Below are 14288 nucleotides of genomic sequence, written 5' to 3' on the forward strand. Positions count from 1 at the left end.
GTCAGGGCGCCTCGATCCGGCACACCGTGCCGATGTCTTCCTCGCGACACCACTGGCCGTAGTGCCCGCCCATGGCCTGCTCGATCCGTTCGCGCGAATAGGCATTCTCGCTACGCCCGAAGACGAAGAGCTGGCCAGGCCGCAAGGGTCGATCAAGCACCGCCGCCTTGGTCGCGCAGTCGCCGACCACCCGGGCGATGAAACCGGTGTTGAGCGGCACGGCATGGAGTGCGGAAAAGTACTGAAGAAACAGCGCATCGAAGGGTTTGCCGCCACAGCCGTAGTTGGGTAGCAGGTGGACCTCGGTCGCCGAGGCGACCCGCGCATCCCAGGTCGCACGGTCATAGTCGAAATGGGGTTGGCGACTGGCCGCCTCCACCAGGTAACCGCGGTGATGGCGGGTATCGGCGTACTGCACCACGATCAGCGCCAGCAGGGCCAGACGCCAGACACTGGACGCCCGGGTCAGGTAGAAGCCCAGGGCCAGGATCAGCAGGCCGTAGCCCACCGGCCAGAAAAACCGTCCCGAGCCCCGGAAGATGCGCGCCAGCTGTTCGACGCCGGGTAGCAACGGGTACTCGAAGAGCGCCGTCCCGCCCAGATACACGCGATTGGATAGCGCATAGAGGGTCAGCCCAATGAAGATCAGCAACAGCACCCAGTGCTGACGGCACTGCGACAGCAACCAGCGCGGTGCCAGCACCAGGATGCTCAGCAGCATGGCCAGTAGGCCAACGCCGAGATAGTTGTGGCCGTCAATCTGCAGCCCGGTCGCATCCAGGACCAGCCCGCCGGACGGCAGGAACACGCTGGGCGCCAGATGGGTTCCCAGGAACGGCGACAGCAGGTTCATCGAGGATTCGATGTAGCCCACCTCCGCCGGGGGCATGCCCTGACTGAAACTCAGATAGCCAAGCACGTACAGCACCAGTGCCAGCAGGGGCAAAGGCGCGACCAGGGCCACGGCGACCGTACGCCAGGGACTGGACTTACGAACGCCAATGGCCAGGGAGACAGCGCCATACAGCGGATAGAGCATGGCGATCAGATAGGGGTGGATGGTGGCCGAGAGCACCAACAACGCCGTGCCATAACGCCAGAATTGCCCCGGAACCAGTTGTCCGCGCGATAGCCGGGCGTAATGCGCCAGCATCAGGATCATGAGGAATTGCGCATTGAGCGCTGCGTGGGGAATTCGGATCATCAGCGCCGGCATCATCAGCGCGAACAGCGTACCGCCCAGGAGCGCTGCCGGGGTACGGCCGCGAAAGGATGCGGCGGCATAGGCGCCAGCGAGTCCCTGCAGCAGATAGCAACCCAGCGTCCAGACGCCGAAGTAGTGACTGCCCGGCGGCAGCCAGGGATAGATCACCTTGAACAGAATGGCGGCCAGCGGAATGCTGTCGGTATAGGCCACCGACAGGCCTTCGGGCGCGTTGAGCAGCCGGGTATAGAGCAGCGGGAAGCGCCAGCGATCCTGGACGAAGGCCCACATGCCGGTGATGTGTTGCGTCGGATCGGTGCGGTTGTCGAAGAAGAACCCCGAGTGACCGGTTAGAAAGTCCCACGGAAAGATGCGCGCGATGTACAGCACGCCCAGCAACAGGGCCAACCCATAGTAGAGGGCACGGCCCATTGGCTGATCGAGAACGGCCAGGCGGCCAGCGACAGCGGTCATGATCGGTCCTGCAAAGGCTGAATACCTGAATGATCGAAGCTGGCCTCCTGAGCCAGCGCGCGAAACAGCCCGTCGACGCGGGTAGAGATGGCTGGCCAGGCATGGCTACGCAGCCACTCGACCTGCCGGGCTGGACGCTCAGCGGCGAGATGCTCGCGCAGCCCCTCGGCGATGGCTTGGGCATCGGTGCCAGGGAGCCGATAGACCGCCTCGTCGACGTCCTCGAAGATGTCCAGCGGCGTGCAGAGCACCGGCTTGCCGGCCAGCAGACCCCAGCGCACCGCGGCGCTAGAAGACTCCTGGGTGTGCTGGTAGGGAAAGACCACGACCTCGGCCAGGCTCAGCCAGGCCAGGGATTCGCGGTCGTCCAAGAAGCGGTCGATCAGTTGCGCACGGCCTTCCAGGCCCAGCGCCGCGATCCGCTGACGGCACTCGTCGGCCAGGGCCGCGCTTTCCGGTACCGGGTACTGGGCGTTGACCAACAGCAGGTAGAGGTCGTCGTCCTCGGCGGCGACCTCGGCGAAGGCCTCGATCAATTGCAGGATGCCCTTGGGCGGCAGCAGGAAGCCGTAGCTGGCCACAATGCGGCGTCCGGCCAAGGCCTGGGCCTCGTCCGGCAGGTCCAGCGCCTTGGGCGGCGGCATCACCCCATGGGGGAACAGCATCAAGTTATCGGCCAGGCCGAAGTCTTTGAGGCGATTGAGGTCGTGCCGGCTGTGGACCAGCAGGCGACTGCTCTGGCGCAGCGCCAGGCGCAGTTGCCGCAGGCTGCGGTGATCGCCCGGCCGATCAAGATCGGCTGTGGAATGGAAGGTGACCAGGGTACGGATACCGCGCTGATGCACCTCGTGCAGGAAGCGGGCGAAGGGGACCAGGCCGAAGAAGCCGAAGTTGAACTGGATCAGCAGGATGTCCACCGGCTCACGGCTGAGAGCCTCCAGCAGATCATCGAGCGAATCCTGTCCACCCTGGTCCCAAACCCGCTGTATCTCCTGCCCCTCCGGATTGATCAGGGCGACGTGACGATTGGCGTAAATCTGCGTGGCCGCCAGGGGGCCGGCGATCAATTGCTGGCTGTAGCCGGCGATACCGCAGGCACTGTTCCAGGTGGTGACGGTACCCACCCGCGGCTGCGGCTTGCAGGGCGGCAGCGCGCGGACCCGGGCGATGGCGGCTTGGGTGCGACGGGCGACCTGTTCCCAGGTGTAGTCCCGGCGAATCAGGCGGTCGGCCCGCAGCAGGCGCGAGCGCACCAGGGCCTGCCAGCGTCCTTCACGGCGCGCGGCGGCGAAGTCGCCCAACAGCCGCGCCAAGTGGTCGGTATCCGGCTCGGCCCACAGCGAGCCGCTCAGCTGCATGTGGGTCTGAGCGCGGGTAAAGCGGTAATCGATGAGCCAGCTGGTCTCGGGCGTACAGAAATCCGTCTGGCCGCCATAGCCGGTGGTGACCACGGCGCACTCGTGCAGCATGGCCTCCGCCAGGGGCAGGCCGAAACCTTCGCCGCGACTGGGCGCCACTAGCACGTCTGCCCAGACGTAGAGGGCACGTATCGCCGCCTCGGGCAGGTCGAGATCGAACAGCTCGACCGCCGGCGCCGCCGGATGCCGCGCGCGCCAGGCCGCCAGCTCGGCGGCGATATCGTGATGGGGATTGGGAAAGGTCTTGATGACCAGCACCACGTCATCTGCTGCCGTGAAGGTCCGGGCATAGGCGTCGAGCAACACATCGACGCCCTTGCGTGGAAAGCAGGACGAGATGTGCAGCAATTTCAGCGTCGTGCCACTGCCAGGCAGCGCGCGGCCAAGCAGCGCCGGCTCCGCCGGGGTGCGCAGGATATGATCGGCGCCCAGGCCGACGGTCACCACGGGCACGTCGACGCCATTGTCCTCCAGCACCCGGGTCACATAGGAGGACATGCTGGTGACCAGCTGCAGATAGCGATTGAAGCCGGCCACGGCCTCCACCGGCAGCAGGGATTCCTCCCAGCCATAGCAGGACAGCACCCGGACATCGCCCGCCATGTCGCTCACCCGTGGCGGATAGAGCAGGCGCAACACGGCGGCTGCCGACTGATCGGCACGGGCATGGGCCGCGGCGCTGGCAGGGTCGGCGGCGAGAAACTCGGTGGACACGGGAATGGGGCCGGGCCCTTCGGTCGCCCGTAGCGCCACGCTGGCACCGATGGCGGCGAAGCCCCGGGCCAGTTCGCGGTTGACCACCGCCAGGCTGTAGCTGCTGTCGAAAGGACCTTCAACCCGGATGTCGACCCCCTGCCGACACGGTTGCGGCAGCACTACCTCGCGAACAACCAGCCAAGTGATAAGCCATCGGTAGAAGCCTTCGGCCGTCCAGCGCCGCGCCTGCATGTCACCACACCGCTGTACCTCATAGCGCAGCGCTGGATTGTTCATTAGCCGTTGGAGGACTTCAGCGGTATGCGCTGGAGCCGTGGCCTCCAGTGGCCAGCAGCCGTCACCAAGGATTTCCAGCCCTGCCCCACTGCGAGTATTGGTCACCAGCGGAATGCCCAGCGCCAGCAGCCGTAGTAGCCAGGCTGGGTCGGGCGCAGGCTCCAGACTAAACGCCAGGTCTACCGCCGGAATCGGCTCATCGGCGCGCAGTACCGTTAGCTCAACGCGATTCAACGCAGTGATAGCAGCGAGAAAATCAGCGCGGTGCGATGGTTGCTCATCGCCATAGACACACAGACGCCATGAGGCACCCGGCTGCTGTGCCAACTGCAGTAGCCCTTTGGCCGCCTCCTCATGCTGCAGTTCGGCGACGTGCACGAGGATGGTAAAGGGGCGCAGCCGATCTAGATCCGCTGGCGGCGGAACGGGAGGCAACTGCCAGGAGGGATGATCGATGCGGGAAACTGGAACGGTGACATCTCGGGCATAGAGCGCTTCGAGCAACTGGGAGTCATGACTCAGAAGCCCGCGGATCATAGGACGCCGTCGGATGAGCTCCGACAAGGCTGCAGGCTCTGCGTCAGCATCTGGCAAGAGTAGTACGCGGCCGTCGCAACGTGCCAAATGCCGTTCGTGCTCGGCCTGAGGCTGACCATGCACCAGCAGAAGATCGTCTGCCCCACCCATTGGGTAATCGGCAAGCGCTCGCACCTGCTCTCGCCATTGCTCGGGCGGTTCGTCAGCATAGAGATCGGCGGCCAGTCCGGCACGGCGCGCGGTATCACGCAGCTCGAGCAGATATGCCCAACCGTAGACGCCCGTCAGCGGTCCCACGATCCACTGGTGGAAAGCGGTAACGGCCCGCTTCATGGCGTCTCAGCTCTAATGGCAGAGACTGCGTAATGCTGCCAGGTGAGCGGCGATGAGCGCTGGAAATCCTGTAGTAGCTCAGCTTGCGCAGGCCGTTGAATGGCAACCTGGGCAAAGCCCTTATGGCGGCACAGAAACTCGAGCAAGGGCGCTGGAGAGGGCCGCTGACGCGCCGGGTCGAGCCAGAAGGCACAAGCGCTGGACGCATGGGCGGGATCAAGGGCCTGCAACAACAGCAGACCGCCCGGCGCGAGCGCGCGCAGTGCCTCGTCGAGCAAACTGGACAGCTGCGCCAAGTCCAGACGATCCACCAGTTCGAACGCACACAGGGCGCCCAGACTGCCCGTCGGTTGCTCGCTCAACCACCTCAGCGCATCGCCCTGCTCTACCTCCAGCCCGTTGCCACATGCCTGGGCTACCAGGTCAGCGTCGGCCTCAATCCCACGCCGCTTGATCGCCCGGGGCAAGCCGGCCAGCCAGAGACCATTGCCGCAGCCCAGCTCAACCAAAGGCAGTCCCTGACGCAAGGCTGGGCACTCCTCGATCAGAGGTAGATAGAAGCCCAGCAGTCCACGCAGCGCCTGATCGTCCAAGGCAAAATGCTCACGCAGCGTCCGCTCCAGTGCCAGGGGTACGCCCAAGGCCGCGCTCTGAGGCGCTAAGGGCAAGGCAGGCGCGGTTTCCAACAAGCTCAGTCGTGTGCGTAGCTCCTGCTCACCACGATCCAGCTGCTTCTGGGCCTGGGCCAGTTGCGCTTTCACCGTCGCCAACTCGCGCTCCAGCTCACCCAGGCGCGGCTCGGGCGCCTGATCCTGCAGGACCTGCCAGCGCTGTTGATGCCACTCCAGCAGGTTGCTCTGCTGCTGCAGCAGGATTGCCTGCAAGGCCAGCTGGTTTTGCCAGCGGTAGTAACGAGCATTGTCGCGCTGCTGCCGCCCCGGCAGACCGGCGACCTCCAGCATAAAGCCCAGTAACCGTCCGATGACCGGCACACGGCGCAGCTTGCGCTTGAGCAGCGCCCGGCGCAGCCCTGGGGCGGGTGCGGCGTGGCGCTGGCCTTCGGGACTGAGATGGATGGCCGCCAGCAGATCGAATCGATCCTCCCCACCCCGTAGGCGGGTCAGGTAGTAGGACAGCCGCTCCGGCTCGATGGGATGCCCGGTCAGATAGTGATAGGCCGAACGCACCAGCGCCTCGTCATCCAGTTCCTGCAGGCCGTCCCAGGTGGGTTCGGCGGGCTCGGCCGCAGGCTGCAACGCCTGGGTACGCTGGCGAATGTCGGCGATCAGGGCAGCCAGGTGCTCGTCGAGACGGGAAAGATCCAGGTCGGGGCCAGGGGTAGACATCACGGGGGCGCTCGGTCGGACAGGGGGAGACGATGGTCAGGCCATCGCGAGAAGACGGCAAGGATACCCGCTCAGGCACCCTGGATGAACGCCTCTGCCCCACCCTGCCCCTAACGTCTCGTCGGCGCCCTGGCGATTGAGGGTCAAGAAAAATGTGGCCTGGCCGAATCAGCAGACAGAGACGAATCGATTGAGCTCTGGCACAGGATTTGAAACTGGACCGGTAAGCGTCAAGAAAGCGCCAAACCTTGGCTGAGGACAGTCGCCAGAATTTTGTAGTTGGCAGGCCGGGCAGGAGCCCGGCGGCAGCCCCTATCCCGGTACCCTCATGACCCTTCGCAGAACCCTGGCCGCCCTGGGCGGCATCCTGACCCTGAGCGCCCTGCTGGGCACCGCCGCTCCCGCGCGTGCCGTGGAGCTGGTCGGCCTCAACCTTTCCGGCGCCGGCTTCGCTAGTCAGGTGCTACCCGGCCTGAACGAGCGCAACTACATCTTTCCGGTGGAGGCCTACTTCCAGCAGTGGAGCGCGCGCGGCGTCAAGCTGATTCGCTTCCCCATCATCTGGGAACGTCTGCAACCCAGCCTGGGCGGAGCCTTCGATCCGACCTATGCCGGGCTGATCGACCGTACCTTCCTTTATGCGCAGAACCACGGCATCAAGATCATCCTGGATCTGCATAACTACATGAAGTACCGGGGCACGGTGATCGGCACCGGCAGCGTCAGCTACAGCCATTATCAGGATGTACTGACCCGCATCGCCCAGCGCTGGAGCAGCCAGGCATCGCTGTATGGCTACGACATCATGAACGAGCCCCACGACGCCACCGCCCAATGGCCCATCGCCGCCCAATACGGCATCAATGGCGTGCGCAGCGTGGACAACGTGCGACCCATCTTCATAGAGGGCAACGGCTGGGCCGAGGCCACCCGCTGGCCGCAGTGGAACGATTCGCTGCTGGGCCTGCGCGATCCAGCCAACAACCTGATCTTCGAGGCTCACACCTACTTCGACGGCGAGGGTGGCGGCGGCAACTATTCCAACACCAGCGCCGCCGCCTACCCGGACGACTACGGCGTGCAGCGGGTAAGGCCGTTCGTGGAGTGGCTGAAGAAGAACGGCAAGCGCGGCTTCATTGGCGAATTCGGCATACCGGACAGCGATCCGCGCTGGAACGTGATCATGGACAACATGCTCGCCTACCTGAAGCAGAACTGCATCCCGGCAACCTATTGGGCGGCCGGCCCCGGCTGGGCCAACTACAACATGTCGGTGGAGCCGGTGAACGGCCAGACGCGTCCGCAATGGCCGACCCTGGCCAAGTACCTGGACGGCAGCAGCTGCAGCAGCTTCGGACCCGGCACGCAAACGCCCAAGAGCGCGACCCAGGCCGATCTCAATGGCATCCAGCAGCTGTACCTGGCGTACATGGGCCGCGCCTCGGATCTGGCCGGCCTGCAGTACTGGGCCAACCGCGTCGCCTCCGGCGAGATGAACGTGAGCCAGATCGCCGCCAGCTTTACCGAAAGCCCCGAATACCGTGGCCAGTATCAGGGCCTAGGCAATGCAGCGCTGGTCAGCAAGGTCTACACCAACGTCATCGGCCGCAGCGCCGAAACGGCGGGCCTCAACTATTGGGTCGGCGAGCTGAACAACGGCAACGTCAAGCCACAGACCCTGGTACTGGCCATGGTGCGTGGCCTGGGCGACAGCGATAAGAGCAACTTCGACGCCCGCACCTCGGCGGCTTTCAGCAATATGAAGTGATGGGGCAAGGCGAGTCGGATACGACTCGCCTTGTTCGGTCCTCTGAGCGCGGCATGGATGCCGCCCCAAGACAGGCGCAAACGCGAGTGGAAGCAAAGGACCGTCTTAGAGCGGCTGAACCTTTGCCCAGGACGGGCCTCTACCCTCCTCCCCGGCACGTGCCGATTCAAGGAGGATCCCACATGCAAGACGCCATCGACCGCCTAGTCACCGCCCTCGAACCCCATAGCTGCCAGGTCACCCAACGCCCTGCCGACCGCAGCATGCTACTTACCGTCAAGGACAGCCAGGGCGGCAGCTCCATGACCAAGGTCATCCCCTTGACCGAACTGAACTGCCCGGAGCGCCTAGCCACCGTGATCAAGGACGTACGCCGCGACCTGGCCAATTGCGGTGGCACCCTGGACGCCGCCTGCACCTCCGACCTGCAACGCCGCGATGCGCGAATTCGGCGTTACGGGGAGTGATCCTTTCGGTCCAGGTTCTCCTGCTGACCCGCACTGGAAGTGCTCTGTTGATCGGCCAAACTTAGCTTTAGAAGAACACGGATTATCCACGTTCAGGATTGCAGCAGGCCTTTTCCTGATAGCCTTGTACTCCAGAAGGTCTGCGCAATTCACGGCTACCAAAGACGTTTCGATCTTTCCTCAAGAAACCGTTAGCCAGGCCGATTCGAAAGCATCCCACCACAAGGATGTTTTCATGACCACGCACATTATTGTCGACGACGCGGTAACCCCCCAGCTGCTGACCTCTGCCATCGAAGCCTATGAGTTTGATCGCGAGCGTAGTAGCCGCAAGAAGGACGCACCCGGCCAGATCGAAACCTTCGGCTTGCTCTGGGGCTATTGCGTACCCGCCTTCGATGAACGTCCAGCGCGGGTTGTCTGCACTACAGCGACCGTAGAGGTCTCCGCTGATCGACGCCAAGGCTCGGTAGCGCCGAACATCGAATCCATTATCGCCAAGCGCGACATCTTCCGTCGTTACTGGCCACAGTTGGATCTGGTGGGCTCCTTCCACTCGCATCCCTATGCCAATCTCGAAGAGGTCAGAGCAATCAAAGGGTGGCAAGCGAGTCCCGAGGACAAAGATTACTGGCCTTCTTTCCACGAAGAGTTGATGCCAGAACTACCGCTGATGGCGCATCTCATCATCACCATTTGCGCTCGCCAACGCGCAACCGCCTTCGAGGGCCCTCAACGCCTAAGTGGTCGGGAAGAGACCAGTGGCTATCACCTGGCCTCGGCGAAGCGCCATTTCTGGCTGAAAGGCTACGTTTCCTTCCCGGGTGACGAGAGCCAAATCAATGTCAGCGACGATGTGGCGCTGGATGTAACGTCCTTCGGTTCGGGTTTCAAGAACTTCGTATAAGCCCAACTATCACCGCTCGTACAAGCTGTACGAGCGGTGTGCGTCCTATACATGCTGGTATTCGATCCCCTGGGCGATCTGCCCGGAGACCTGCAAACGGTTCTCCGCCGACTCCGAGAGGCTGGCCAGCAGGCCCGCCGCGTCCAGCGCACCGCTTTGCAGTTGTGAGGTCCAGTAATCCAGCCCGGCCTGTTCGGCGGTGCGGCCCAGCACATGGCCGTAGAGGCTGGCTACCAGTGCCTGGGACGCCGGCGCGCTGCCGTTGAGCGCCTGGAATTCCGTGCTGGCGACAAAGCCGGCAGCTACCTCGTACAAGCTGGCGCCGGCATCCATCTTGTCAATCCAGTAGCCCAGGCCGGGTTTGTCGGGCGTGCGATCAAAGGCCGCCTGGTAGAGGCGATAGGCCTGGCCAGCCACACCGTCGGTATCCAATGCCAGACTGCGGTCGGTGAAGTGCACGCGTTCGACGTTCTGCAGGAAGACCGCGCCATAGCTGCCGCCCTCCTTGTTGTACAGCACAGAGGTTTGCCCGGTTTTGACGGACACGCCTTTGTAGGAGGCATTGATCGTCAGCTCATCATGCCCTGCCAGCCCATTGATCGAAGGAGAATAGGGGTTCGTATAGGAGTGCCAGTCGAATTGGATCGCATCGTTGGCATAGCTTCCATAGTTGGTAAGCTCATTCGCAGCCAAAGTATTGCGTGGTATCGCTTCATTACCAGGCGTGCCATAGAGATACTGCAAGGACAAGAGATCGAAGGCCCCAAAGTGTTCGGTGTTACCGCCGTTATAGGCCATGACGGTATTGCCTGCGGTGGCAAGCTCTATAGGTAGATAGGGGCCTTGGTCATACTGGCTGTATTGCCCAGGATGTTTGAGGCCCAGCAGGTGACCGGTCTCATGAACTAGAAGCTGGCGACCATAGCCACCACCGAGATTGGCGACATCCGGAACCTGCCAGTTCAACCAGACAATGCCTTCATTGTCCGTCGTACCTCCTTCCGCCTTGTAGTCGGGCGTCTTGGGTACGCCAGTACGTCCGCTATAGAGACCGTACTGCAGCAAGCCACCCTGATCTACTTCCTCGAAGGTCACGCCAATCTGGCTGGATATCTCAGTCAGCAGGACCCGCACAGCCGCTTGCTGCCCTGCATCGAGAGGCCGAAAGTCATCTACTGCATAGTTACCAGGCACCTGACGCAAAAAGCTGTAACTGATGACCGCGCCCGTGCCGGGCTGATGGTTGTAGGCCAGGCTGATGCGCCCCGGCTCCAGCAGTGCATCGATTCGAATATCTCCGGTAGCCATCGCCTTTCCTCCCTGAAGCAGCCGCCCCCATGGCAGCCAGTGCTAGCCTGCCTGTATAGCAAGTCGGGAAAGAAAACGATACGGAGCTCACATTTTGACAGGCAAAAGAAAAGGCCGCGCCGCGTCCGGGTTGGCCTCAAGGAGATGCAAGGAAGGTCGAGAGCTCATGGGCGCCTCGTTATCGGCGATAGGAAACCGGAAACTGACCAGGCGTTCAATCCGGCAACGGCACTCACGCCAAGGTTTGCTATCCATTTAACGAATTTATTAAGAATCGAGGGCTGAGAGATTAAATTGCAGTGACAGCCGACGAAAAGTGGTGCGCTGTCAATCGGCAGGATGCCGCGGCTGGACAAATACCAGACTGCGCCTCGTGCGCATTGGCAGCGATAAGACACGGTGATTTACGATGACAAGAAAGCGCTTTTTGAAGCAAAAAAAAACGGAGAGCCGAAGCTCTCCGTTTTTCAAATCGGTCAGCGTTAGCCGCCGATGGTCAGGTTGGTGCCCGAAGTCAGAGCGCCAGTGAAGCCGACCATTTCGATCAGGCCATCGTTAGCGTTCAGAGCGCCATCAGCGTTGGCATCGATAGCTACGTAGGTGTTGCCACCGTAGACAAAAGAAGTTGCAGTGGTAGTACCAAGGTTACCATGAGCGGCCGACAGGGCAGCGTTAGTAGCTTCGGCCAGAGTAGCAGAAGCAGTTACGTTAGCAGCCTGGGTGTTATTCAGAGCAGTAAAGGTGCTGCCAGTAGCCAGGTTCAGAACGTCACCCGAACCGCTGAAATCAGCGACCTTAACAGTATTAGCAGCCAGGCTGGTGTTGGCAGCAGTGATACCGGTAGCGGTGGTCAGATCGACGGTACCAACGTTAGCAACGGTGCCAACTTTCAGAGTGTCACTGCCAGCGCCCAGGTTGACCTGCAGGCCATGGGCAGCAGTGGCGGAGCTGAAAGCTGCATTGATGGTAACAGTGTCGTTGCCGTCGCCAGCATTGACTACCAGATTGGCAGCGCTAGTGGCGATCACGTTGGCAGTGATGGTGTCGTTGCCAGCACCACCATTCAGGGTGAGAGCGGACAGACCAACGGTACCAACGATGGTGTCGTTACCGGCACCGCCATCAACAGTCAGAGCAGCAACAGTAGTACCGGCAGTAGCAGCGGTGCTAGCGGTCAGAGTGTCGTTACCCGAACCGCCCTGCAGGCTGGTCAGATTGATCAGCGAACTAACAGCGGCGCTGCCAGTAGCACCGTCAGTGGCATCGATGGTCAGAGCAGCGGAGGAACTGGAGCCGTTGATCGAGGTCAGGCTGTCGATACCGGTAGCTACGATATTGGTAGCGGTCGGTGCAACAGCGGAGTTCGACAGACCCAGGTTCAGAGTGGTCAGCGTCTGAGCGGTTTCACCAGTAGCCAGGGCTTCGGTAAAGGTCAGAGTGCTGGAGCCAGCAGTACCACCGGTAGCATCACCAACGGTGCCATTGACGGTCAGAGCGGTTACAGCCGAGGTGCCCGGCAGAGCAACGGTAGCGTTACCGGCATTGGTAGCTGCCAGAGTGGCGCTTGCGTTACCGAAGAAAGTCGCCGAACCAGTAGCGGAAGGAGCCACGCCATTAGCGTTCTGAACGGCATCGCCAACGATGGACAGCTTGGCAGTGTTCAGAGCAGTAGTAGCAGCACTGTTGTAGTACTGAGATACCGAGGTACCGGCGGGAATAGTAGCGGAGACAACCGGATCGTAGACAGCTTCAACCTGGGAAACAGTAGCAGCAGCACCAGCTTCAACAGTAGCAGCAGAGGCAAACTGAACTTTACCGTCCAGCAGAACGCGATCGGTACCGGTGGCGCCATTGACCAGAGCCAGAGCCAAACGATCAACAGTAATGTCGGTGCTGTTCAGCCAGTAGTTCAGTTCGTTACTTTCAGCAGCGCGACCAAAGAGATTCTGATACAGGGTATCAATGGTCTGAGCGCGCGACAGACTGCCGTAAACACTGGTGTATTCGGTTTGCTGAGCAAAAGCAGCGCTGACTTGGTCAACGGTCGCATCAGCCTGGGAGGTCCAGTAAGTCAGACCAGCCTGCTCGGCGGGACGACCAAAATAGGCCACGTACAGGCTCTGAACTTGGGTAGAGGTAACAGCCATTTCCTTGCATCTCCTAAGATTTGTCGAATTCGACTCCAGGCCTTCCGTCACTGGATGGCGCCCGTCGGCACCGGCCTGTCGCCTCACCCCAACTGCTGGGGCGAAGCCCCCATGATGGGTTTCGTTTCGATATCGGCTTTGTAAAGAGGTTCACATCCAGGATGTGCGTTCGTCGTACAAAGCAGCGGTATCGGCGGCAATCCTACACAGACATTTGTGACGGGAACAAGCGTTTCTTCAGAGCCTTTCACGCTTTACTCAGCTGGATTCATCCTACCGAGACCTGCTGGGTCGACAGAATGTGAATAGCGCTGATATAGAGGCTAAAGTTCTCAACCTGCTGACATAGCCGGGGGAATCGTCGTTTAACGGACACAAACCACGGTAAAAAGCCATAAATCTGACGCTAGCCATTTTTCTGCTGGCTTTTGCGCCTGGACCATTCGCTCCACTTTTACGACCGCCTGCGATCCACGTCCTGCCTTTCCCATAACCAATGGTCGCGTTTGCGGACGGACGAACGGTCGTGTCCAAAGCAGCCAGAAGTTGGTGAAAAGCGCTTAAAAGCCGCCAAAAGCTGGCCAGATGCCGCTATTCATCGAGTCTTGACCGCGACCTGAGCTGTGCAAAAAAGCTGATTTGGTCGTTCTCTAACTTGTCTCAGCCTTAAAAACTGCCGATATCTGGCGCTACCGACCTGCTTCACGTCTGGTTGCCGAGGCATCCTTCTATCTATAGCCATCTGATGACATGCCCTTGAAAGGCTAGGGCTCAGTCATCGCCCCTCCGCCTTAGCCTGGAATGAAGCAATTAGGGATCAAGCGGCCATCAATGGGTACCACCACGAGCAAGGTCAGCACTACTAGCCTGACCGCCCTCCCCGGCAAGCTAAGCGGTGCGCAAGGCGCCTTAGCAGGCATCACTTCAGAGGCGAGGCTGTTGGCTATACGCCTGAACAGCGCGATCTTGACCGACAAGCTCACAGCCGACGTCCTGGGCAAGGTGCTGCTGGCCAACGACACCCTTGATCCTCAAGGGGGCTCGGGGGCAATAGAAGGCGCGGACACCATTGGTGCCGAAGCCGGCGTGTATACGCTGATTGGAGGTAAAGAGGCTGACACCTGTGTGTTCACGCCTACCAGCGACTCGGCACTGGACGCCCTGGATACCATCGCCCTGGCGAAGGCTTGGTAGTGGCGTCAGACAGGAGTACTGCTCATGCGGCGAACGATACGCTGATCAGGCTGGCGAGTACGCCCTTGGCCGAAGGCACTGAAATCGTCGGCCTGGGTATCGCAGTCGCCTGATACCCCGGTAATAAAGAAGCCCCTGCTTCAGTCATGACGCAGGGGCTTCTTTTATGGACAGGGCCGCGAAGGATAACGC

Annotated in this window: 10 protein-coding genes; 5 read left to right on the top strand and 5 right to left on the bottom strand. The window is 61.5% G+C overall.

Annotation, left to right across the window (positions count from 1 at the left end; genetic code table 11):
- Position 1: 1 nt before the first annotated feature.
- Both FEZ61_RS18555 and FEZ61_RS18560 read right to left on the bottom strand, forming a co-directional pair.
- Entirely contained in the window at positions 2-1678 is a 1677-nt protein-coding gene (locus FEZ61_RS18555; protein ID WP_173149906.1) for a DUF6311 domain-containing protein, read from the bottom strand.
- A complete protein-coding gene (locus FEZ61_RS18560) occupies positions 1675-4626 on the bottom strand; it encodes a glycosyltransferase (protein ID WP_242455193.1) in 2952 nt (983 codons plus the stop codon). Before FEZ61_RS18560 ends, FEZ61_RS18555 begins: the two co-directional genes overlap by 4 nt.
- 87 nt (positions 4627-4713) lie before the next feature.
- On the opposite strand from FEZ61_RS18560, the gene FEZ61_RS18565 reads away from it, so the two are divergent.
- Entirely contained in the window at positions 4714-4992 is a 279-nt protein-coding gene (locus FEZ61_RS18565; RefSeq protein WP_173149908.1) for a hypothetical protein, read from the top strand.
- On the opposite strand, the gene FEZ61_RS18570 is transcribed toward FEZ61_RS18565, so the two are convergent.
- Positions 4956-6305, bottom strand: a complete 1350-nt coding sequence (locus FEZ61_RS18570) for a class I SAM-dependent methyltransferase (protein ID WP_242455199.1) — start codon at positions 6303-6305, stop codon at positions 4956-4958. The genes FEZ61_RS18565 and FEZ61_RS18570 overlap by 37 nt on opposite strands.
- A gap of 328 nt (positions 6306-6633) precedes the next feature.
- Between FEZ61_RS18570 and FEZ61_RS18575 the strand changes: the two genes are divergently transcribed.
- The 3 genes from FEZ61_RS18575 (at position 6634) to FEZ61_RS18585 (ending at position 9447) form a co-directional block, all read left to right on the top strand.
- Entirely contained in the window at positions 6634-8073 is a 1440-nt protein-coding gene (locus FEZ61_RS18575) for a cellulase family glycosylhydrolase (RefSeq protein ID WP_173149913.1), read from the top strand.
- 182 nt (positions 8074-8255) lie between these two features.
- Complete coding sequence (locus FEZ61_RS18580; RefSeq protein WP_173149915.1) at positions 8256-8540, top strand: DUF3509 domain-containing protein; 285 nt, start codon at positions 8256-8258, stop codon at positions 8538-8540.
- A 235-nt stretch (positions 8541-8775) separates the two neighbouring features.
- Complete coding sequence (locus FEZ61_RS18585; RefSeq protein ID WP_173149917.1) at positions 8776-9447, top strand: hypothetical protein; 672 nt, start codon at positions 8776-8778, stop codon at positions 9445-9447.
- 45 nt (positions 9448-9492) lie between these two features.
- On the opposite strand, the gene FEZ61_RS18590 is transcribed toward FEZ61_RS18585, so the two are convergent.
- Positions 9493-10755, bottom strand: coding sequence for a DUF4214 domain-containing protein (locus FEZ61_RS18590; RefSeq protein WP_173149919.1), 1263 nt, complete (start codon positions 10753-10755; stop codon positions 9493-9495).
- Positions 10756-11237: 482 nt separating this feature from the next.
- Positions 11238-12902, bottom strand: a complete 1665-nt coding sequence (locus FEZ61_RS18595) for a DUF4214 domain-containing protein (protein ID WP_173149921.1) — start codon at positions 12900-12902, stop codon at positions 11238-11240.
- A gap of 831 nt (positions 12903-13733) precedes the next feature.
- Between FEZ61_RS18595 and FEZ61_RS18600 the strand changes: the two genes are divergently transcribed.
- Positions 13734-14096 carry a hypothetical protein gene (locus tag FEZ61_RS18600; protein ID WP_173149923.1) on the top strand — a complete coding sequence of 121 codons (363 nt, stop codon included), beginning with the start codon at positions 13734-13736 and terminating at the stop codon, positions 14094-14096.
- Positions 14097-14288: the final 192 nt, after the last annotated feature.

This window comes from Pseudomonas sp. MS15a(2019) (assembly GCF_013277805.1).
GTDB classification, from domain to species: domain Bacteria; phylum Pseudomonadota; class Gammaproteobacteria; order Pseudomonadales; family Pseudomonadaceae; genus Chryseomonas; species Chryseomonas benzopyrenica.